This is a genomic window from Kineococcus rhizosphaerae (assembly GCF_003002055.1).
Taxonomy (GTDB): domain Bacteria; phylum Actinomycetota; class Actinomycetes; order Actinomycetales; family Kineococcaceae; genus Kineococcus; species Kineococcus rhizosphaerae.
In genome coordinates this window covers 383,180-402,627 of sequence record NZ_PVZF01000002.1, presented here as the reverse complement: position 1 = coordinate 402,627, position 19,448 = coordinate 383,180, and the positions used below count along the sequence as shown (strand labels likewise).

General features: G+C 73.4%; 17 protein-coding genes and 1 pseudogene. 3 read left to right on the top strand and 15 right to left on the bottom strand.

Translation table 11 applies throughout. The features are described from left to right. Positions 1-286 precede the first annotated feature (286 nt). From CLV37_RS06130 to CLV37_RS06065, 13 genes and pseudogenes are all read right to left on the bottom strand, one after another. Entirely contained in the window at positions 287-1,105 is an 819-nt protein-coding gene (locus CLV37_RS06130) for an HAD family hydrolase (protein ID WP_106208155.1), read from the bottom strand. Then, positions 1,105-3,638, bottom strand: a pseudogene (locus tag CLV37_RS28975) (phosphoribosyltransferase). The gene CLV37_RS06130 and the pseudogene CLV37_RS28975 overlap by 1 nt, the downstream one beginning before the upstream one ends. Then, complete coding sequence (locus CLV37_RS06115; protein ID WP_106208149.1) at positions 3,635-4,879, bottom strand: HpcH/HpaI aldolase/citrate lyase family protein; 1,245 nt, start codon at positions 4,877-4,879, stop codon at positions 3,635-3,637. Before CLV37_RS06115 ends, CLV37_RS28975 begins: the two are co-directional and overlap by 4 nt. Positions 4,880-4,885: 6 nt before the next feature. Continuing rightward, positions 4,886-5,464 (bottom strand): TerD family protein, encoded by a 579-nt coding sequence (locus CLV37_RS06110; protein ID WP_106208147.1) that lies wholly within the window; start codon positions 5,462-5,464, stop codon positions 4,886-4,888. 64 nt (positions 5,465-5,528) lie between these two features. Beyond that, on the bottom strand, positions 5,529-6,356 hold the full coding sequence (locus CLV37_RS06105; protein ID WP_106208145.1) for a hypothetical protein: 828 nt from the start codon (positions 6,354-6,356) through the stop codon (positions 5,529-5,531). 45 nt (positions 6,357-6,401) lie between these two features. Next, the gene (locus CLV37_RS06100; RefSeq protein WP_106208143.1) at positions 6,402-7,523 is read right to left on the bottom strand and encodes a DUF475 domain-containing protein; all 1,122 of its coding nucleotides are present in this window, start codon (positions 7,521-7,523) and stop codon (positions 6,402-6,404) included. 139 nt (positions 7,524-7,662) lie between these two features. Next, a complete protein-coding gene (locus CLV37_RS06095) occupies positions 7,663-8,238 on the bottom strand; it encodes a TerD family protein (protein ID WP_106208141.1) in 576 nt (191 codons plus the stop codon). Between the two features lie 109 nt (positions 8,239-8,347). After that, a complete protein-coding gene (locus CLV37_RS06090; protein WP_106208139.1) occupies positions 8,348-9,157 on the bottom strand; it encodes an AIM24 family protein in 810 nt (269 codons plus the stop codon). Between the two features lie 54 nt (positions 9,158-9,211). Continuing rightward, positions 9,212-10,042 (bottom strand): hypothetical protein, encoded by an 831-nt coding sequence (locus CLV37_RS06085; RefSeq protein WP_106208137.1) that lies wholly within the window; start codon positions 10,040-10,042, stop codon positions 9,212-9,214. A 7-nt stretch (positions 10,043-10,049) separates the two neighbouring features. Next, positions 10,050-10,895 carry a hypothetical protein gene (locus tag CLV37_RS06080; RefSeq protein WP_106208135.1) on the bottom strand — a complete coding sequence of 282 codons (846 nt, stop codon included), beginning with the start codon at positions 10,893-10,895 and terminating at the stop codon, positions 10,050-10,052. Between the two features lie 11 nt (positions 10,896-10,906). Continuing rightward, entirely contained in the window at positions 10,907-11,857 is a 951-nt protein-coding gene (locus CLV37_RS06075; protein ID WP_106208133.1) for a hypothetical protein, read from the bottom strand. Further along, complete coding sequence (locus CLV37_RS06070) at positions 11,854-13,122, bottom strand: toxic anion resistance protein (protein ID WP_106208131.1); 1,269 nt, start codon at positions 13,120-13,122, stop codon at positions 11,854-11,856. Before CLV37_RS06070 ends, CLV37_RS06075 begins: the two co-directional genes overlap by 4 nt. 257 nt (positions 13,123-13,379) lie before the next feature. Next, entirely contained in the window at positions 13,380-13,562 is a 183-nt protein-coding gene (locus CLV37_RS06065; protein WP_106208129.1) for a hypothetical protein, read from the bottom strand. A gap of 111 nt (positions 13,563-13,673) precedes the next feature. Between CLV37_RS06065 and map the strand changes: the two genes are divergently transcribed. From map to CLV37_RS06050, 3 genes are all read left to right on the top strand, one after another. Then, positions 13,674-14,561: a type I methionyl aminopeptidase gene (gene map / locus CLV37_RS06060; protein WP_106208127.1), complete on the top strand. Its 888-nt coding sequence runs from the start codon at positions 13,674-13,676 to the stop codon at positions 14,559-14,561. Between the two features lie 124 nt (positions 14,562-14,685). Then, the gene (locus tag CLV37_RS06055; protein ID WP_211298429.1) at positions 14,686-14,889 is read left to right on the top strand and encodes a PspC domain-containing protein; all 204 of its coding nucleotides are present in this window, start codon (positions 14,686-14,688) and stop codon (positions 14,887-14,889) included. Positions 14,890-14,923: 34 nt separating this feature from the next. Continuing rightward, the gene (locus CLV37_RS06050) at positions 14,924-16,003 is read left to right on the top strand and encodes a putative glycoside hydrolase (protein ID WP_106208125.1); all 1,080 of its coding nucleotides are present in this window, start codon (positions 14,924-14,926) and stop codon (positions 16,001-16,003) included. A 15-nt stretch (positions 16,004-16,018) separates the two neighbouring features. On the opposite strand, the gene pelF is transcribed toward CLV37_RS06050, so the two are convergent. Further along, positions 16,019-17,827, bottom strand: coding sequence for a GT4 family glycosyltransferase PelF (gene pelF, locus CLV37_RS06045; RefSeq protein WP_211298428.1), 1,809 nt, complete (start codon positions 17,825-17,827; stop codon positions 16,019-16,021). A gap of 44 nt (positions 17,828-17,871) precedes the next feature. Continuing rightward, positions 17,872-19,296, bottom strand: coding sequence for a hypothetical protein (locus tag CLV37_RS06040; RefSeq protein ID WP_146149313.1), 1,425 nt, complete (start codon positions 19,294-19,296; stop codon positions 17,872-17,874). Positions 19,297-19,448: the final 152 nt, after the last annotated feature.

The window sequence follows — 19,448 nt, the reverse complement described above, 5'->3', positions numbered from 1 at the left end:
GTCCGCACCGGCACGTGCCCGGCGCCGTCCGGGCGCGCCCCCCGACGCTCCCCGACGTGCGTACCGAACGCATGAAGGTGTACTCCCCCCAGCACGGAGCGTCAAGGCACCCGGAAGGGGGTCACCACCCCCGGGGGTTTCCGGGGTTCGCCCCGGAAAGCGGTTCCGACGCAACGCCTTGACAGCGCTGCGTCGCGGGAGAACGCTGGTGGTCCCCCGAGGATCAGCTGAGGGCCCGGACCAGGAGCGGCCATCGACGACAGCCGGCGCGCCGGTCCGGGGCGGCTCAGCCCGCGGTCCGGGCCAGCAACCAGCGGGCGATCTCCTCACCCGCCGCGGCCCCGGCCGCGTCGGTGAGTTCCACGCCCGGGTCCTGCCACCCGGTGCGCAGCAGTTCCCCGTGCCGCGGACGACGCGCGGACTGCGCCGCCAGCAGCAGGTCGACGTCCAGCAGGGAGTCCCCCGCGGCGACGAAACCCTCCGCTCCGCAACGGGTGACGACCTCGGCGACGGCCGCCGACTTCGTCAGCGGGCGCGGGACGGCGTAGAGCTTGCGCCCCTGCAGCGACACCGCGTACCCCCACGCGTCGAACCGGGCGGTGAGGTCGCCCAACCGGGGGCCCTCGAGCGCCTCCCGCTGGCCCTCGCGCAGGACGACGTAGCCGAACAGGCCGGGGACCTCCCGCACCGACGGTTCCTGCGACCCGGGCACCACGGCGAGGAGTTCGCGGGCCAGCCGCGTCAGGACGGCCACCACGTCCGCCAGCGGCGCCGAGGCCCGCAGCCGTTCCCGCACGGCCGTGTCCCAGTCCGCGTCGGGGACCCCGTCGACGAGGACGACCCCGCCGTTGGCGCACACCGCGTACCGCGGCGGCTCCTGCGGCCACCGGATCCGGGCGTACTGCTCGGGCGTCCGGGTGGTCACCGGGACGAAACCGCCCGAGGCGACGAGGTCGGCGAGCACCGACCACGCCCCGGGGGTGACCCAGGAGATCGTCGCGTCCCGGTACTCCTCCACGGGGACCAGCCCGGCGGGGTCGGCCTGCGCCGAGCGGGAGGAGAAGACGAGCGTCTGGTCCAGGTCGCTGGCCGCGAGCAACCGCATCAGACGGCCTTCCCGTCCGCCCCGGTCGCCCCGCGCGTGTACCGCGGGTGGATCAGGCCGATCGCGGAGTACGACAGCCCGGGGACCTCCTCGACGACCACGCCGCGCTGGTCGGCGAGCAACCGCACGTGGGCCAGGTCGTCGGGGTGGGCGAGTTCGGCCTCGGGCCGCACGAGCACCCGCCACGGCACGCGCCGCAGCAGGACGCGCGTCGTCTCCCCCACCCCGGGTTTGACGAGGTTCACGTCACCGATGCCGTAGTGCTCGCTGACGCGCTCCACCTCGGCCCAGCCCGTGAAGGCGGCCTCCCGGTCCCCGGCCCGGATCGCCGCGAGCGCCGCGGGGACCTCGGCGGCGACGTCGTCGAAGCACGCCGCCACCTCGTCCAGGAAGCGGTTCGACAGGTCGGCGCCGGCGAGGTCGGCGTAGAACTTCGCGCCGTGGAACTGCCCCGGTCCGGTGAGCCGGTCGTTCAGGACGGTGCGCGAGACGAGCCCGGAGACCGTGGAGTTCAGGCACGCCGACGGGATCAGGTAGTCCTCGCGGGTGCCGAACGTCCGCACGCAGCGGCCGGGGTCGGCGAGCACCGCGAGGTCGTCGCTGAACCCGCCGAACCGGGCCAGCGCCGCGGACAGCTCCCGCACGATCGCCCCCTTGCCGGTCCAGCCGTCGACGAAGACGACCTTCGCCGGGTCGTGGTGCGCGGCGATCCAGCGCAGCGCGACCTCGTCGATCCCCTTGCCGCGCACGATGGAGACGGCGACGTGCGGCCAGTGCCGGCCCTGCCGGATCGCCCACCGGCGCAACAGGATTCCGATGGGGGTGCCGGCGCGGGCCAGCGAGGCCAGGAGCAGGTCCTCGCCGCGGTCGGCCTGCAGGAGCTCGGCGACGACGCCCACGCCGAGGGCCACCCGCCGCGCGCCGCGCGCCAGCGCGTCGAGGAAGAGCCGCTGGTACTCGGGGCTGGGCTGGTACTCCACGGGCAGCGACTCGGCGTAGTGCGCGCCGCCGCTCTGGATGGCCTCCTCGCGTTCCTCGGCGGGGGCTTCGAGTTCGGCACCGGACAGGTCGGTGAGCAACCAGCTCACCTCGTCGGGACGGTAGGAACCGAACTGCGGGCCGCTCAGGGCCGGGGGCAGGCTCACGCGGGTTTCCTCCAGGAGTCGGCGGGCAGCGTCAGGAGCAGCAGGCGCGCGGTGTGCGGGGCCAGGGCGGCGAGGACGCCGTCGGGGGCGCGCAGGGCGGCGGGGTCGGAGGCGGAGTCGACGACCAGCACGACGGCGTCCCAGGGCGTGGGCCGGGACACGTTGTGCGCGTAGCGGACCCCCGGCCCGTCCTGCGCCGGGTCGTGGGAGCCGAACGCGACGGAGCTGCGGACGGCGTAGCCGGGGTCGTCCACGGCCAGCACCGGTGAGCGCGTCGTGGAGGAGAACCGGACGGTGCCGGCGAACCGTTCGGCGAGCTGGGTCGCGACGGCCAGCGGCGCGTGCAGGAGTTCCTCCGAGCCCAGCACGAGGACGTCGCCGCCCGGGGTGAGCCCGGGCAGCAGGTGCCGCACCAGGTCGGCCGACGCCACGCGTTCCCCGTGCCCGGGGGCCGTCCCGAACCGGGCCGTCGTGGGCAGGCCCGCTGGCCAGTCCACCCGGACCGGTTCGACCTCGCCGGCCGTCGCGCGGGCCGTCGCGGGGGCCGGGACGACGGGCTCGACGCTCGCGGTGAGCTCGGCGGCGCGCACCAGGACGTCCTCGGGCAGCTCCACCCGGCCGTCGGCGAGCGCCACCACGTCGATCCGCGTGGACAGCTCGGCCGCCAGGTCGTCCAGCCGGGCCCGGTCGGCCGGCGAGCGCAGGTCCACCAGACCCGCCACGACGTAGTGCCGGTGCGGGGCCAGCGCGTGGACGGCGCGCAGGGTGTTCACGACCGTCCGGCCGGTGGACAGCTCGTCGTCGACGAGGACGAGGGGGGCCGCGGGATCGGCGAGCGCCGCGCGCACGGCGGGGTCGGTGGGCAGCAGCCGGTGGCCGGTGGCGTGGGAGTGCTCCTCCTCGAAACCGGCCCAGTCGGGCGCGCCGGGCACGTCGCGGCGGGTGGAGTGCAGCCCGGCGCAGCCGAGGGCGTCGGCGACGGTCTGCCCGAGGCCGGTGGCCGTCTCGGCGTAGCCGAGGACGACGGCGTCCGGGCGGGCGGGGGCGCGGCGGGCGCCGGCGAGCACGGCCGCGGCCGCCACGGGCTCGGAGTCCAGGGCCGCGCGCCAGGTGGCGGGGTCGGCGCCCGGGGTATCGGGGACGCCGAGGACGGCCGCGACGCGGGCCCCGAGCCGCAGCCCGGCGGCGCGCACCAGCCGGGGGTCGGTGGGGACGTGCTTGCCGAGGACGCGGCTGACGAGCAGGTGCGCGCGGCGGGGGTTGCGCCGCAGGGCCAGGCCCACGAGGTCGCCGACGGTGAGCCCGTCGACGCCGGGGTCCCCCTCGACGCGCACCCCGAGGCGGTCGGCGACCCACTGCCGGGTGGTGCCGGTCGTGGTGGGCCTCACGCGACGTCGGCCCCGTCGGTGGCGACGTCGGCGGTGGCGGCGTCGGCGGCGGCGCGGTAGGCGCGCCAGGCGTCGTCCTGGGCCTGCAGCAGGTGGGCGTAGGAGACGTCCTCACGGGCCACCCCGAACGCCCGCGCGCGCAGCAGGACCCGCTCGGCCCAGGCCCGGTGCGGTCCGGCCTCGTTCATCTTGTTGCGGTAGGCCGAGGCCATCGCCCCGCCGCCGTCCTGGGCGACGACGTCGCTGGCGTCGCAGAAGTCCTCGTGGGTGACCACGGACGTGGCGTGCACGACGGCGACGTGCGAGGGGTGGATGACGGTCTTGCCCTGCAGCCCGTTGACGCGGTCGAGGACGAGTTCGCGCACGAGGCCGTCGAGGTCGTCGGCGATGAGCTGCTCGCGCAGCTCCTCGGCCCCCTCGGCGAACGGCGAGGCGGCCAGGGAGGTGCGGAAGACGCGTTCACCGGAGCTGAAGTGCTCCCAGACGGGGGCGGTGATGGGGTACCCGGTCCCGTCGGCGCGGCCGAGGACGTTGATGACGTCGCCGAGCACGTCGGCGACGACGCGCACGTCCCAGACGGTCTGCCCGCGGGGCCGGCGCAGGCCGTAGGCGGCGGACAGGTCGGTGGCGCCGGTGCGCACGGCCAGGACGACGTCGCGGTGGGCGTCCAGCACGTCGCGGATGGCGAACAGGGCGGCCTGCCGGGTGTCGAGGTGGGCCACGTCGCGGCTCTCCAGGACGGGCATGGCCCACAGCCGCCGGCCCGCGCGCGCCGAGGCGGTCCGGACGGCCTCGAGCCACTCGTGCGGGTCGGGCTGGCCCGCGCCGCCGAACTTGGGCACGACGAAGCCCTGCAGGCACTCCAGGCCCACCCCGGCCCGGTCGACGACGTCGAGCAGCTGCGCGGGGGTCCGGGTGCGGACGAACAGCATGAGCGGGGACCCCGCGGTCCACTCGGGGGTCCGGGCCAGGCCCGCGAGCTCGCGAACGAGGATCTCCTCGGCCTCGGCCACGCGGTGGTCGGGCACGGAGTCCTCCAGGCACGCCACGGCGGACAGGACCCCGCGGCGGGCGAGCTTGAGCAGGTCCCCGGCCAGCTTCTGCCGGGTCGCGGGGCAGTACAGCGTGGCCCCGAGGGCGACCGCGAGCTGGTCGCGGTCGGCGGTGACGTCGACGGGGCGCGGGCGGTGCAGGAAGAGCCGCTGCGTCTGGTCCTCGTCGAGGGTGCTGAAGTGCCGCACCGGTGGCTACAGGTGGGCCGCGACGGCGTCGCGCAGGTCGCGGATGTGCCGGCCCTGGGCGGGGGCGCCGATGGCGGTCATGGCCCAGCCCGACCCCTCGCGCGTCAGCTTGGCCATGATCTGGGCGGTGTGCGGGCCGGCGTCGGACAGCTCGTAGCGGGCGAGCTCGACCTCGGCGGGCTGGCCGGCGTCGACGAGCCGGCACACGGCGTTCTGCACCTGGGAGAAGTTCTGCCCGGTGAAGCTGGAGACCGTGAAGACCAGCGAGGCGACGTTCGCGGGCACGGCGGGCAGGTCGATGTGGATGACCTCGTCGTCGCCGTCGCCCTCGCCGGTGAGGTTGTCCCCGGTGTGGGTGACCGAGCCGTCCTTGCTGCGCAGCTGCTGGAACCACACCTCGTCGACGAGCTTCCTCGAGGCGTCGAAGAGCAGGACGCTGGCGTCGAGGTCGATGTCCACGGACTTCTTGCGGAACAGGCCCCTGGCCACGGCGTCCCAGCCCAGGCCCATGAAGACGCGGGTGAGCTCACCGCCCCCGGTCTTGCTCAGCGACAGCTTCTGGCCCTTGGTCAGGCTCACGGCCATGGTTCCTCCTCGTGGGTCGGACGGGTGCGGGCGGTGCTCGGGACGGACGGCTCGGGACGACGGCTCAGGACGGGCGGGGCACGGTGCCCTCGGCGTTCCAGTCGAGGTCGTCGAAACCGTAGGCGAGGGCGACGTCGCGCGCAGGGCCCTCGAAGAACTCGTTCTCGCGGCGCACGACGAGGTCACCGCCGACGTCGTGGATCGAGGCGAGCGCGCACGTGCGGGCCCCGGCGGGCGGCTCCCCCGTCCACAGCTGGACGGTGCCCCCTGCCCGGCGGGCGATGCTCAGGTGCGGTGCCAGGCGCGCGTAGTCCGGGGGCCGCGAGCCCTGCGAGTAGGCGTAGAAGACCACCCGGCGCAGCAGGTCGAGGTGCGCGGCGTCGGCGAGGACCTCCTCGCCGGCCTGTTCGCTGCGCGCCCCCAGGCGCAGCACCTGCCGGGCGCCGAACCCCGGGGCGGCGAGCAGCTCACCCAGCGACTGCAGCGCCCCCGAGCGACGGTCGCGCGTCTGCCAGAAGCACCCCAGGTGGACGTCGGACGAACGGTGCAGCCCGGACGACGTCACGATCTGCTCCCAGGCGAGGGTGAAGCGCAGGGTGCCGCCGCCGCGCTCGGCCGCCGGGATGGTCAGGACGGGGCGCTCGTCGTCCAGGACGACCCGGCGCTCGCTGGCCCTGGCCTGCCCGACCACGGCCTCCGGTGGCGGGGCGGAGACCCGCGCCGGTGCCGCGGGGGGCGTCGGGGCGGGTCGCGGTGCGGGGCTCGGAGCCGGTCGCGGGGCGGGGCGGGGCGGGTTCAGGTGGTCGGCGAGCGAGCGGGTGCTGCGCCGGGGCCCGGGGCGCCCGAGGAAGTTGTGCACCGCCTCGGCCGGTCGGCCGTTCGTCCCGCTCACCGTCGTCCCTCCTGCTCCTCCCCGTCCCGTCCCGCGTCCCCGGCGTCAGCTCGCGTGCTGCGGCGTCCGGTCCAGGTGCTTGTCCTCGGGGTGCTGCCGGTTGTGCACGATCGAGGTGATCAGCGCCGCCACGATGAACGCGACCCCGATCAGCCCCGTGACGACCTCGGGCACCTCGTGCTCGATGCTGTAGAGCAGGATCGCCGCCAGCGCCCCGATGGCCCACAGGGCGCCGTTCTCGAGGAACACGTACTGCGAGAGCGTGCCCTCGCGGACCAGGTGGACCGTCATGGACCGGATGTACATCGCGCCGACCCCCAGGCCGATGGCGATGACGATCGCGTCGTTGGTGATGGCGAACGCGCCGATGACGCCGTCGAAGGAGAAGGACGCGTCGAGGACCTCGAGGTAGAGGAACAGGAAGAAGGCGGCCTTGCCGCCGACGACGGCCAGCTGCGAGGGCCCGCGGGCCGCCCTGGGCTCCCCGGCGCCTTCCGGTGCGTCCTCGTCGTCCTCCTCGTCGTCGTCCTCGACGTTGAAGAGCTCACCCAGCCCGTTGACCAGCAGGTACACGACCATGCCGAGGATCCCGGAGGCCAGCACCGTCTGGGCGTGGTCCTGCGCGAAGGTCTCCGCGACGAGGAACAGGATCGCGCCGCCGACGATGGTCGACATGGCCTCGACGCGGCCGACCTTCTCCAGCAGCCGCTCCAGCGGGGCGAGCCAGTGGTGCTCCTTCTCCCCGAAGATCCAGTTGAGGAAGAGCATCAGCAGGAACATGCCGCCGAAGGCCGCGATCGTGGGGTGCGCGGCGTTGAGCAGGTACCCGTAGGTGCCCGGTTCCTCCGGGTCGCCCTTCTGCAGAGCCAGCCGGACCGCCTCGACGGGGGTGAGGCTGGCCGTGATGCCGACCAGCAGCAGCGGGAAGACCAGCCGCATCCCGAAGACGGCGATGATGATGCCGACGGACAGGAAGATCTTCTGCCAGAAGGCGTTCATCCGCCGCAGCACCGTCGCGTTGACGACCGCGTTGTCGAAGGAGAGGCTGATCTCCAGGACGGCCAGGATCGCGACGAGCCCGATGCCGGCCCAGCCGTCGTAGAGCACGGCCAGCACCAGGCCCAGTGCGGTGACGCCGAAGGCCCACCCGTAGGTCTTGAGGATCACCAGTCAGCTTCCTGTTCGTTGGGGCCCGTGAGGGCCGGACACCGCACCCTCTCACCTGACGCCCAGCCCACGCACACGCACACGCACCGACCGCGCGGCCCCGTCCTGCGGGCCGCGCGGTCGGTGGGGAGCGCGAGGGTCAGACGCTGACGCCGAAGTCGGTCGCGATGCCGCGCAGACCGTTGGCGTAGCCCTGGCCGACCGCGCGGAACTTCCAGTCGCTGCCGTTGCGGTACAGCTCGCCGAAGACCATCGCGGTCTCGGTGGAGGCGTCCTCGGACAGGTCGTAGCGCGCGACCTCGGTGCCGCCCTCGGCGTTCACGACGCGCACGTAGGCGTTGCGCACCTGGCCGAAGGACTGCTTGCGGGTGTCGGCGTCGTAGATCGCGACGGTGAAGACGACCTTGTCGATCTCGGCCGGGACGGTCGCGAGGTTGACGTTGATGACCTCGTCGTCCCCCTCGCCCTCGCCCGTGCGGTTGTCGCCGGTGTGCTCGACCGAGCCCTCGGGGGACTTCAGCTGGTTGAAGAAGACGAAGTAGCCGTCGCTGGGCACCTTGCCGTTCGGGCCGACCATGATGGCCTGCGCGTCCAGGTCGAACTCGGACCCGGTGAAGGAGTTGGCGTCCCAGCCCAGGCCGATGACGGCCTTGGTCATGCCCGGCGCTTCCTTGGACAGGGAGACGTTGCCGCCCTTGCTGAGGCTGACGCCCATGGTGTGTCGCTCCTCTGGTGTCGTTCTGGATCGTGTCGGTGGTGCTGACGGTGGGCCAACGATCACCGGCCCACGGAAGTGCCCGGCGGGCCCGTCCGGTCCCGCGGGCTCAGTCCCGCGACCCCGAGAACAGGCCGCCGAGCGCGCCGAACCCCTGCTGGTCGGGTTTGGCGCTGTTCTTGACGAGGGCCTTGGCGAAGGCCTCGATGGTGACCGACTGCAGGATGACGCGCCCGTTGCCGCGCAGGGTCGCCAGCGTCAGCCCCTCGCCGCCGAAGACGGCGCTCATGATCCCCTGCCGGTTGAGCCGGCCCACGGTCTCGACGCCGTAGGTGATCCGGTCGTCCCAGGCCACGATGCAGCCGGTGTCGACGCGGATGGTGCCCCCGTAGTCGGCGGGGTTGATGTCGATGAAGTCCCCGGCGCCGGCGATCATCAGCGAGCCGCGGCCGGTGAACTTCTCCAGGATGAAGCCCTCCCCGCCCATGAGGCCCTGCCCGAACCCCGAGAAGGCGATGTCGAAGTGGACCCCCGCCTCGGCGGCCACGAACGCGTCCTTCTCGGCGAACCACGTCGTGCGCCCGTCGAGCTCCAGGACGCGCATCTCCCCGGGCAGGACCCCGGCCAGGCCGAGCAGACCGTCCCCACCGGGGGTGTGGAAGTGCTGGAAGGCGAACGACTCCCCCGCCAGCATCCGCTTGCCGGCGTTCGCGGCACCGCGCAGCAGACCGCCGAGCCCCCCGGCACCGCCGCCACCGGGGCCGTTCGGGTCGCTGGGCGCCGACAGCTTGGTCTCCATGACGACGTCGCCGGAGGAGAAGAGGAACTTGCCGGCCTCGCAGTAGACCGTCTGGCCGGGACGCAGCGTCACCACGGCCATCTGCGTGGTCGAGCCGACGAGCTGAACGTCGAGGGTCATGATCCCTTCCTACCGCACGAGGTGAGTCCCGGGGGGATCACCGGTCCCCGGGGGTCACAGGTCGAGGTCGCTGCGCCGGAACTTGGTCTCCAGGAACCGGCTCTGCTGCTGCTGGCGGTCCACGTCGGCGGCCAGCACCGCCGTGCGCAGCTGCCGGCAGCCCTCGACGAGCAGGTGCAGCTGGCTGCGCAGCTCCTGCGCCGGACCGTCGCTGGCCACGTCGCGCGGCAACGACAGGAAGTCGTCGACCGTGCGGGGCAGGTGCTCACCGGCGACCGTCTCCAGGTCGTGGCGGACCTGCGGGTCGGCCCCGCGTTCGGCGACCCGCACGAGCAGCGGCCCGAGCAGGTCGGCGACCTCGTGGACCAGGACGACGTCGGTGCGCTCGAAGCGGTCGCTGGTGTCGACGCGGCGGACGGTCGCGACGAGCGCCTTCTCCGCGGCGCTGACCCGGGGGGCCGGGGCGGCGGGCGGCGCGGCCGGGGTGGCGACGGCGGGTTCGGGCGCCCGCCGGGGTGGGGCCGCCTCGACCCCGAACGCCGGGACGGCCAAGCCGAGCTTCACCGCGCGCCGGTAGTGCCGGCGCAGCCGGCGACGGCGACGGGCCTCGTTCTCGTAGGCGACGTTGGCCCCGATCCACGCCCACATCGCCAGGAACCCGACCCACCACAACCCGAGGGGGCCGAGGACCGCGTACAGCACGATCCAGCCCCCGAGACCGACGAAGCGGAAGAGCTGGAACTGCGCGTCCGGGATCCAGCCGAGCACCGGCAGGTCCGCCCCCAGCCGCGGTTCGAGGTCCTCGGCCCGCACGACCTCGACCTCCCGCTCGGGCACCACGGCCCGCCGCGGCTCCTCGCCGGGTCTGCTCAGCTCGATCCCCACGCCGGGCTCACAGGTCCAGGTCGCTCTTGCGGAACTTCGACTCCAGGAACCGGCTCTGCTGCTGCTGGCGGTCCACGTCGCGGGCCAGCACGGCCTCGCGCAGCTGCCGGCAGCCCTCGACGAGCAGCTGCAGCTGGCTGCGCAGCTCGTCGGCCGGGGTCGTCCCGGCCGACGTGCGGTGCTCGTGGGCGTAGTCGTCGGGCAGGACGAGGTAGTCGTCGACGGTGCGCGGCAGGTGCTCGCCCGCCAGGGTCTCCAGGTCGTGGCGGACCTGCGGGTCGGCCTCGCGCGTGCGCAGCTGCGCGAGCATGGGCCGCAGCAGGTGGTCGACCTCCCGGACGAGCTCCACGGACTCGGCGTCGATGCGCCCGCCGGAGGTCTCGGAACGCACCACGGCACCGGCCAGCGCCCGTTCGGCCTGCGAGACGGGGTCCGGGAGGGCCTGCGGCGCGGGTGGTCCCTGCAGCGGGGTGCCCTGGTGGCGCAGGGCCCGGGCGCGGTGCCGCTCCAGGCGCCGGGCCCGGCGCTCGCCGCCGGCCCACGGCACGCCCCGGTGCCGCACGTACCCGAACAGGGGGCCGTTCACCATGAGCATGACCAGGCCGAGCCACCACACGCCGTTGGCGAAGGCGATGATCCAGCCCGCGGTCCAGGCCGCCGTGAGCAGACCGAGGGCCTGCGGGCTCACCCCCCGGGCGGGCTCGGCCTGGGCCGGCACCGACGGTTCCCGCTTCTCGTAGGGCGCGGGCGGCGGCGTGGTCCGGGCGAGCGCCCCGTCGGTGCGCACCTGCGGCAGCGGCTCGACCCGCTCCCGGGGCTTGCCGCCGTCCCCCTTGCCGAGTTCGACTCCCACCGGCGTCCTCCCTACAGGTCCAGGTCCGAGCGGCGGAACTTCGCGTCGAGGAAGCGCCCCTGGACGGACAGCTTGCGCGCGTCCTGGTCGTAGACGGCGCGCTGCAGGTCGCGCGAGCCCTCCACGAGCAGGCCGAGCTGGTTCACGAGCTCCTCGGCCGGGGTCGCGCCGTTCGGTCCTCGGTTCGTCAGGGCGTAGTCCTCGGGCAGGTCGAGGTAGTGCTCCAGCGCGCCCGGCAGGTACTCGGTGACGATGGCCTCGAGGTTGTGCAGCTCCTCGACGTCGGCGCCGCGCTTGGCGACGTGGGCCAGGAGGGGCCTCAGGACGTCCTCGATCTCGCGGACGGCGGGCACGGCCCCGTCGGGCAGGCGCCCGCCGGCGCGGTTCGCCGTGCGCACGACGTCGCGCAGCCGCTCCTGCAGCGCCGCGACGGGGTCGGCCGGCGCGGCCGGTCCCACCGGCGCCGGGGCCGGGACGGCCTCGACCACCGGCTCGCCCGTGAAGGCCGCCTTGATCCGCAACCACGTCGAGTTCGCCATGACCGAGTGCATCAACCCCAGACCCCACGCGCCGGTGCCGACGAGGGCCCCGAGCACGATCAGCAGTTCGCTTCCCACGAGCCCCAGCCCGATCGTCGTCCCCGCCCCCACGAAGGCGAGCAGGTAGGCGATCGCGGCCAGGACCCAGCGGACCCGGCGGGCCCGCAGCCCCATGTAGAGGAACGACAACCACGGCAACCCCACCGCCGGGATCGCCAGCCACCACGAGTTCGCGGCCCGCCACGTCCGGCTGCGCAGCCGCCGCGAGACGAGCTCGGGCGGGGCCTGCGCGGCTCCCCGGCGCACGACCGCCCCCTCGACGGCCCCCTCGACCGCCCCGGTCGCGCCCGGTGGCCGCCGCAGGGCGCGCGAGGGTCGCACGTCGCTGCGCGAGCGCGCGGTCGGGCCGGCCACCGAGCTCACCGGGGACCTTCGAGGGCCGGACCGGCCCCCTGCTCACCGTTGCGCGCGCGCTCGAGGTAGGACCGCGACCGGTGCACCTGGCCCTCGAGGGCGTCGACGGTGGAGGCCATGCTCACGACGGCCTGCTGCTTGAAGGTGTCGATGGCGTCCATCGTCGCGAAGACGTTGTCGAACGCCTTCTGCAGCGTCGCGACGTCGACCATCGCGGTGGAGGCCTGCTGGTGGATCTGCGCGGTCTGCTGCTTGAGCATCTCCGACGTCGACAGGATCATCTGGTTCGTCGTCGTGTTCAGGGCGTTGATCTGGTCCAGGACGAGCTTCTGGTTGGCCAGGGCCTGGGCGACGATCACGGCCGTGCGCAGCGCGGCGACCGTCGTCGTCTGCGCCCGGTCGACACCCTTGATGAGCTCGATGTTGTTCTTGCGCACCAGGTCCAGCGCGAGGTAGCCCTGGACGCTGACGGCGAGCTGGGTCAGCAGGTCCTGGTGGCGCTGGCGGATGGGGAAGAGCGCGTCGGAGGTCAGGGCGTCAGCGGCCTGGGGGTTGGTCACGCGCAGCTCGTCGATCTTGGCGACCGTGGCCGCGTCGAGCGCCTTGGCCAGGGTCGCGTACTCGGTGAGCTTGCCCATCGTCGTCCACAGGTTCTGCTTCTCGGACTCGATGGAGGCGTTGTCCTTGCGCAGCTCGTCCTGCCCGCTGGCGAGCGCCTTGATGATGGCGTCGAGCTGGGACTGGGCGTCCTGGTAGCGCTCGAAGTAGCGCTGGATCTTGCTGCCGAAGGGGATGATCCCCAGCACCTTCTTGGCCCCGCGCAGGTCGGCGCGACCGGGGTCGAGGTCGGTGACGGTCTGACGCAGCTCCAGCAGCGTGTTCGCGACCTTGACCTGCGCGTCGGCGCCCGGGCCGGAGGCCTTCTGCCCCTTGGCCCCGGCCAGGCTGGACTGGGGCCGTTCGAGCATCCGGTTGGAGACCTGGGCGGAGGAGCGGACCTCCTGCTCGCCCATGCGCGTGATGTCGTCGACCTTCTTCTGGAAGGCGGGGCTGCGCGGGTCCTGGGCGGCGAGGTCGGCGACGAACGCCTGGGCCTTGCGGGTCAGTTCGACCCTGGTGGCCTCGTCCAGCGGGATCATGCCCTCGGCGGCGTCCTCGGCGACCACGGGCACGGGGGCGGGCGGGGTGAGCTGCAGGTCGCTGACGGCCGGGGCCGGCGGGGTCGCCGCGGCCGGCGGGTTCAGCGGCTTGCTCAGGTCCAGCGACTCCGACATGTGGTGCGTTCCCCTCGTCACGGCGTGCGTCCACCCGCGCCCCCTCGGGCGTGGCCCCGATCCTAGGTCGGTGCCCGGAGCCGTCGCGGGCGGTCGTCCGATCCTCACCGACGGTGCGAGCCCCGGGCATCCACCCCACGGTGGAGGAACGGTGCCTCCCCGTACGTCCGTCGTCGCGGATCACCCAGGCCAACGCGCGGACGACCTCAGGGGTGCCCCCGACCCGGGTCGGGGTCCTCCCCGACGGACTCAGCCCCTCACCAGTCGTCCTCCTCCCGGTCCCGCGCGTCGTTGGCCTCGGTGCGCGCGTGGGCGGTGGCCAACGCGTTCTCGGCCTCCTCGCGGGTCGCGTAGGGCCCCAGCAGGTCCTTCTGCTGCCCCTTCTTCTCCAGCTCCTGCACCGTGCCGGTGCTCGTGTCGTAGAACCACTGCGTCGCCATGCCCGCATCCTCGCGCGGACGCGCCCCGTCCGCCTCCCCCGTCCCGTCCGTCCGTCCGTCCGGGAACGGATCGTCGCGAGGGGGCCGCGCGCGGCGACCTAGACTCGCCCCATGAGCACGGGAACCGGCACGCACGTGGACACCGCACCCCTGGGCACCCTGGTGCCCGGCACCGTCTCCCCGCGCCGTGCGGTCCCGGCCTCGATCGCCCGTCCCGAGTACGTCGACCAGCCGGCCCCGCGCCCCTACACGGGCTCCAACGTCATCGACCCCGAGGGCGTCGAACGGATCCGCCGCGCGGGCCGGCTCGCCGCGCAGGCCATGGCGCTGGTGGCCGAGCACGTCGTGCCGGGCACGACGACGGACGAGCTGGACCGCATCGGTCACGAGTTCCTCTGCGACCACGGCGCCTACCCCTCGACGCTGGGTTACCGCTCGTTCCCGAAGTCGTTGTGCAGCAGCGTCAACGAGGTCATCTGCCACGGCATCCCGGACTCCACGGTGCTGGCCGACGGCGACATCGTGAACATCGACATCACCGCCTACCTCGACGGCATGCACGGCGACACGAACGCCACCTACCTGTGCGGGGACGTCGACGAGCAGTCGCGGCTGCTCGTCGAGCGCACCCACGAGGCGACGGTGCGCGCCATCAAGGCCGTCGCCCCCGGCCGCGCCGTCAACGTCATCGGCCGGGTCATCGAGAAGTACGCCGCCCGCTTCGGCTACGGCGTGGTGCGCGACTTCACGGGCCACGGCGTCGGGCCGGCCTTCCACACCGGCCTGGTCATCCCCCACTACGACAACCCGGCCCACGACCTGGTGATGGAGCCGGGCATGGTCTTCACCATCGAGCCCATGCTGACCCTGGGCACCCACGAGTGGGACATGTGGGAGGACGGCTGGACGGTCGTCACCAAGGACCGCAGGCGCACGGCGCAGTTCGAGCACACGCTCGTGGTGACCGAGACGGGCTCGGAGGTCCTGACGCTCGTCTGACGAGCGCCCCCCGGGGGTCCGCCCGTGGTCGCAGTCGAAGATCGGTCCCCGGGGGTGCGACGAACCGGGGGTCTCGGGCGTTGGATGGTCGCAGGAGACCACCCCGACCACCTGAGGAGCCCCCGTGAGCGTCCCCGTCCTGTCCCGCCCGACCCAGGGCAAGCTCATCGCCGGCGTCTGCGCCGGCCTGGCCCGCCGCTTCGGGCTGTCCCCGAACGTGGTCCGGCTGCTGTTCCTGGTGTCCTGCCTCCTGCCGGGCCCGCAGTTCATCGTCTACGTCGTGCTGTGGATCGTGCTGCCGAAGGACACGGGCGGCTACCGTTCGTGATCGCTGGATCACGGACCATCGTTAACCTGGAGGGGTGACGAGGCGACGTGGGGCGTGGATCCGGTACGGGGACCGCCTGAGCGACGAGCAGGTCGAGTTCGCGGCCCGGCACTACCGCGTCGCCGTCCTCCAACCCTGGGAGACCGCGGGCGCCGCCCGCCTCAAGGCGCTGTCCCCCGCCACGACCGTGCTGGCCTACAAGTGCCTCAGCTCGACCCGCTCCTACGAACCCGGACCCCGGTACTCCTCCGGGGTCTGCTCCGAGGAGGCCGAGGAAGCGGGTGAGCACTGGTTCGCCCACCGCCTCGACGGCTCGCGCATCGAGTGGAGCACCTACCCCGGCCACTGGCAGATGGCCACGTGGGAGGAGGAGTACCAGGAGCGCTGGTGCGACAACGTCGCCGACGAGCTCGAGGACTCCCCCTTCGACGGGGTCATGGCGGACAACGACGTGTACGACGACTACTACGGTCTGCGCCCGCCCCTGGAGGGCGGGCGGACCATGGCCGACCTGCGGGCCGTGCTCGACGCCTTCGTGCCCCGGGCGGGGCGCCGGCTGAACTCGATGGGCAAGCTGCTGGTCCCCAACATCGCCGAGTCGCGGCGCGACCCGGGCCGCTGGGACCGGCACGCCTCCTACGGAGGCGGTTTCGAGGAGGTCTGGCTCGGGTGGACGACGGAGGACTACTTCGACCCGGCGACGACGCTCGCTCAGATGCCCCAGCTCACCGGCCCCGGGCTGACGGTCCTGCGGGTGCCCAGCGACGGCACCGACGAGCACCCGAACTTCCGCTACGCCCTCGCGGCGTCCTGGGTGTTCGGCGGTGACGCCGACGTGGCGATCGCTGCGACCGCGCACGACGCCTACTCGACGACCCCGTGGATCCCGGAGCTCGACTGGGACCTCGGTACCCCCCGGGGGGCAGCCGTGCAGCGCGGCAACGGCTGGTCCCGGGAGTTCACCGGGGGGTGGGCCGTCGTGAACCTCAACGAGGCGAAGCGCCGCCGGATCCGCTACGACGTCCCCGCCGGACTCGTCGGGGCCGACGGGACCAGCGCTCCGGAGCAGCTGGTGCTCGACCCCCACCGGGGTCAGGTGTTCCGGCGGGGGTAGTCGGGCGAGCACTGCTCAAACGACCTCCGGTTCCACGTCCCGTCCGGCCGCGTCCTCGCCGTCGAGGGCCTCGAGCACCACGTCACGCAGGTCGATGACCCGCGGTCCCGTCGACACCCTGGGCGCCGGCACGCCCGCCTGGACGACGTCCAGCACCTGCTCGCGCACCGAGGCCGGCTCCCGGGGGGGCAGACCACCCGCTTCCCGGTACAGCGCGTTGTAGGCGTCGTTGGCGTCGGCGAGCTGGAAGAAGGCCTCGACGCGACCGCGGGCGTTGCGGGCCAGGCGTTCGTACAGCTCGGGGTCGCCCATGAGCCGCTCGATCCCGTCGGCCATCTCGAGCACGTCACCCGGCGTGACGAGCAGGCCGCAGGCGTCCCACGTGCGGCCCGCCGTGGTCGTCAGCGGGTCGTCGATGAGCTGGGCCATGCCGCCCACCTCGGTCCCGACGGTGGGGATCCCGGCCGTCATGGCCTCCAGCACCACGATCGGCTGCCCCTCGTTGTAGGAGGACAGGACGAGCGCGTCGTAGTCCTCCAGGAGCTCACGGACCTTCACGACCCCCCGGAACACGACGTGCTCCGTCAGGCCGAGGGCCTCGACCTTCGCCTTGCAGGCCTCGTAGTACGCAGGGACGTGGTCGGTGGGGCCGAGGACGTCGACGACCAGGTTCGTGACGCCCCGCTCGACGAGCGCGGCCACCGAGTCGATCAGGTCGTGCACGCCCTTGATCGGGACCACGCGGGCGATGGACGCGAAGCGCCAGGTGCGTCCGGTGTCCGCGGTCAGGATCTCCGCGGTCCTGGCGGCGCGCACGGCGGCCACGTCGGCGAACTGCTCGACGACCATGCCGTTGGGCACGACGACGCTGCGCTCGACCGGTGCACCCAGGTCGGCCGCCTCGGTGATCGCCCGCGGGTAGAGGTAGGTGATGGTCTGCGCGCTCGGGTAGCAGAACCGCCCCATCTCGGTCCACCACGCCATCCAGGCCCGCTGGGTGGGTGTCACGTCGAACGTGCGGTAGTCGTTCCGGGTCAGCGGCAGCGCCATGCTCCGCTCCAGGAGCGTGTTCACCGTGTCGCGGACGTAGAGGTTGTGCTCGGTGAGCAGGAAACCCGTCCCGTGCTGGCGGGCCGCCGCGGCCCCCAGCAGCGACGCGTAACCCGTGGTGTGCGCGTGGTAGACGCGGGCCTTCGGGAACTCGACGGACAACAGGGCGTAGGCGAGCGAGAAGAACTCCCGCATCAGCCAGAAGGTGTCGGTCAGCGGCAGGCCGAGGCCGGGCAGCCGGTCGCGGGTGGCCTCCATGAACTCCCGCGTCCCCAGCAGGCCCCAGATCGGGAACTCCTGCGTCAGCGGGTTCGCCCCCACGTCGTACAGCTCCCACAGGGGCGTGGGGTCACCCTTGCGGGCCAGCGCCTCGAGCGCGTCGTAGAGCCGGTGCGCGAGCCGGCGACGGCCCGAGGCGCGCATCCGCAGCGCCTGGGGGGACATCCGCATGAAGTCCTCGCGGTGCTCCTGCATGCTCAGGTAGACCGGTTCGACCCAGCGCACGTTCTCCGGCACGCCGTAGAGGTCCTCGTGCGGGGAGTCGCGGTCCCAGGTGATGTGGATGATCCCGAACGTCAGGTCCGGGTTCCCGACCACGATGTCGTGCACCACTGCCGAGACACCCCCCTTGAGGTAGGGGTACGTCGACTCCATGACGATCGCCACGTCGACGTCGCACAGCGACCGCCGGTCCTGGCGACGCGCCTCGGTGCGGTCTCCCGGGCCCGCGGTCAGGTCGACCTCGCGGCCGTTGCTGCGGTGGGTGCTGTACACGGTCACTCCTGCGGTCGGTCCTGCGGGTCGGGTTCGAGGTCGCGTCACCACGAGGTGGCCAGGCGCCAGAACAGGGTGTACTCGGCGCTCGCCCAGTGCCGGCGCACGGCGACCAGGGCGGCCACCGCGAGGGCGACGTCGGCTGCGGCCATGAACCAGAAGGCGTCGGCCACGGCGATCCCGGGAACGGTGAACGCGACGAGGCAGACCAGCAGGTGCAGACCGGAGACCCCGAGCGCGACAGCGCGACGGCCGATGTAATCCAGCTTGTAGCTGAGCAGCGTGATCATCAGCAGCAGCCAGGAAGCGAGCGTGACCGGCACCGACAGGTGCAGCGACACCGGCGACAGGCGCGCCACGGCAGCGGTCACGACCAGGCCGACCACGGACGCGGTCAGCCCGGTGCGCAGGACCGAGCGCCCGACGGTCGCGGACAGCTCGGCGGAACGACGGGCGAGGACCGAGTACGCCTCGCTGGTCATCGCGGTGCGCATCACGGCCACCGACTCGTCGACGGTCGGAGCCAGCCGCACGAAGTACACGTTGTAGGCCAGGACGGCGGGAAGCAGCGCCGTGAAGATGGTCTGCACCGCGATCTGGGCGTCGGCCACGAGGAAGAGGACGAGCTTGTCGCTCCACAGCACCGCGCCCAGGACCAGACCGCGGCCCAGGTCGGCCAGGACGTCGCGGTTCGGCAGGCGGACCGGGGCGCGCACCCCGCGCACCAGCGTCGGCAGCGAACGGCGCAGCACGACCAGCTGCACGAGCACGCCGGCCAGCGGCGGCAGCAGCCACGCCGTGGGCGCCACCAGCAGGGCCAGCGCGTACACGGCCCAGGCCAGGGCCCACTCGCGGCGCCTGCCCGCTCCGTTGGACACGACGAGCAGCTGCGCGAAGGCCGAGTGCGTGAGGGTCAGGAGGAGGTAGGCGCCGACCGCGGCCGGGCTCAGGTGCAGAGCCAGGGCGACCGGGACGGCGAACGCCGCGACCACGGGCAGGCCCTGCACGAACAGGGCCGGCCAGATCTCGGCGAACCGGTCCTCCACGGCGCGGTGGCCGCCCGAGCGGTCGCCCAACCCGCGGTACAGCGGCATGCACACGGCCTGGCTCAGCCACGGGACGGTGAGCGAGGACGCCAGGAGCAGGGTGGTCAAGGGCGTCCCACCGACCTCGTGCCCGGTGAAGTGCCGACTCGCGACAGGGTAGGCGAGGGTCAGGAGGACCACGGGGGCCAGGCTCAGCAGCAGCTGGACGGTCCAGCCGCCCAGGTCGCGCGGGCCGCGGTGGTGGCGGGCGACCACCACGAGGGCCGCGACGGCTACCAGGACGGCGACCACGGACAGGGTCGTGGGAGCGACCCACGGCGCGGCCGCCGTGAGGGCGAGCGTGCCGGCGAGGACCACGACACCGGTCACCGGCCGGCGAACCCGGGCGGGGGTCTCTCGGGGCGGCACGACGGGGGTGCTCATGCTCGGTGCACAGCCTCTCAGCGGCCCCCCGGCAGGGGGCGTCGATCGAATTGCGGGGATGAGTTCGAAAGTAGCCGTGCGCGAACGGCAGGTCCCGGTCCGTCACTCGGAGGCAGGCACAACCCCACCCGGACTGCCCAACGAACCCCGTT

Excerpts from the sequence above, each read along its gene's own strand:
- CLV37_RS06040 (WP_146149313.1), bottom strand. The coding sequence starts at position 19,296 with ATGAGCACCCCCGTCGTGCCGCCCCGAGAGACCCCCGCCCGGGTTCGC.
- CLV37_RS06070 (WP_106208131.1), bottom strand. The coding sequence starts at position 13,122 with ATGTCGGAGTCGCTGGACCTGAGCAAGCCGCTGAACCCGCCGGCCGCG.
- CLV37_RS06090 (WP_106208139.1), bottom strand. The coding sequence starts at position 9,157 with ATGACCCTCGACGTTCAGCTCGTCGGCTCGACCACGCAGATGGCCGTG.
- CLV37_RS06065 (WP_106208129.1), bottom strand. The coding sequence starts at position 13,562 with ATGGCGACGCAGTGGTTCTACGACACGAGCACCGGCACGGTGCAGGAG.
- CLV37_RS06130 (WP_106208155.1), bottom strand. The coding sequence starts at position 1,105 with ATGCGGTTGCTCGCGGCCAGCGACCTGGACCAGACGCTCGTCTTCTCC.
- map (WP_106208127.1), top strand. The coding sequence starts at position 13,674 with ATGAGCACGGGAACCGGCACGCACGTGGACACCGCACCCCTGGGCACC.
- CLV37_RS06095 (WP_106208141.1), bottom strand. The coding sequence starts at position 8,238 with ATGGGCGTCAGCCTCAGCAAGGGCGGCAACGTCTCCCTGTCCAAGGAA.
- CLV37_RS06110 (WP_106208147.1), bottom strand. The coding sequence starts at position 5,464 with ATGGCCGTGAGCCTGACCAAGGGCCAGAAGCTGTCGCTGAGCAAGACC.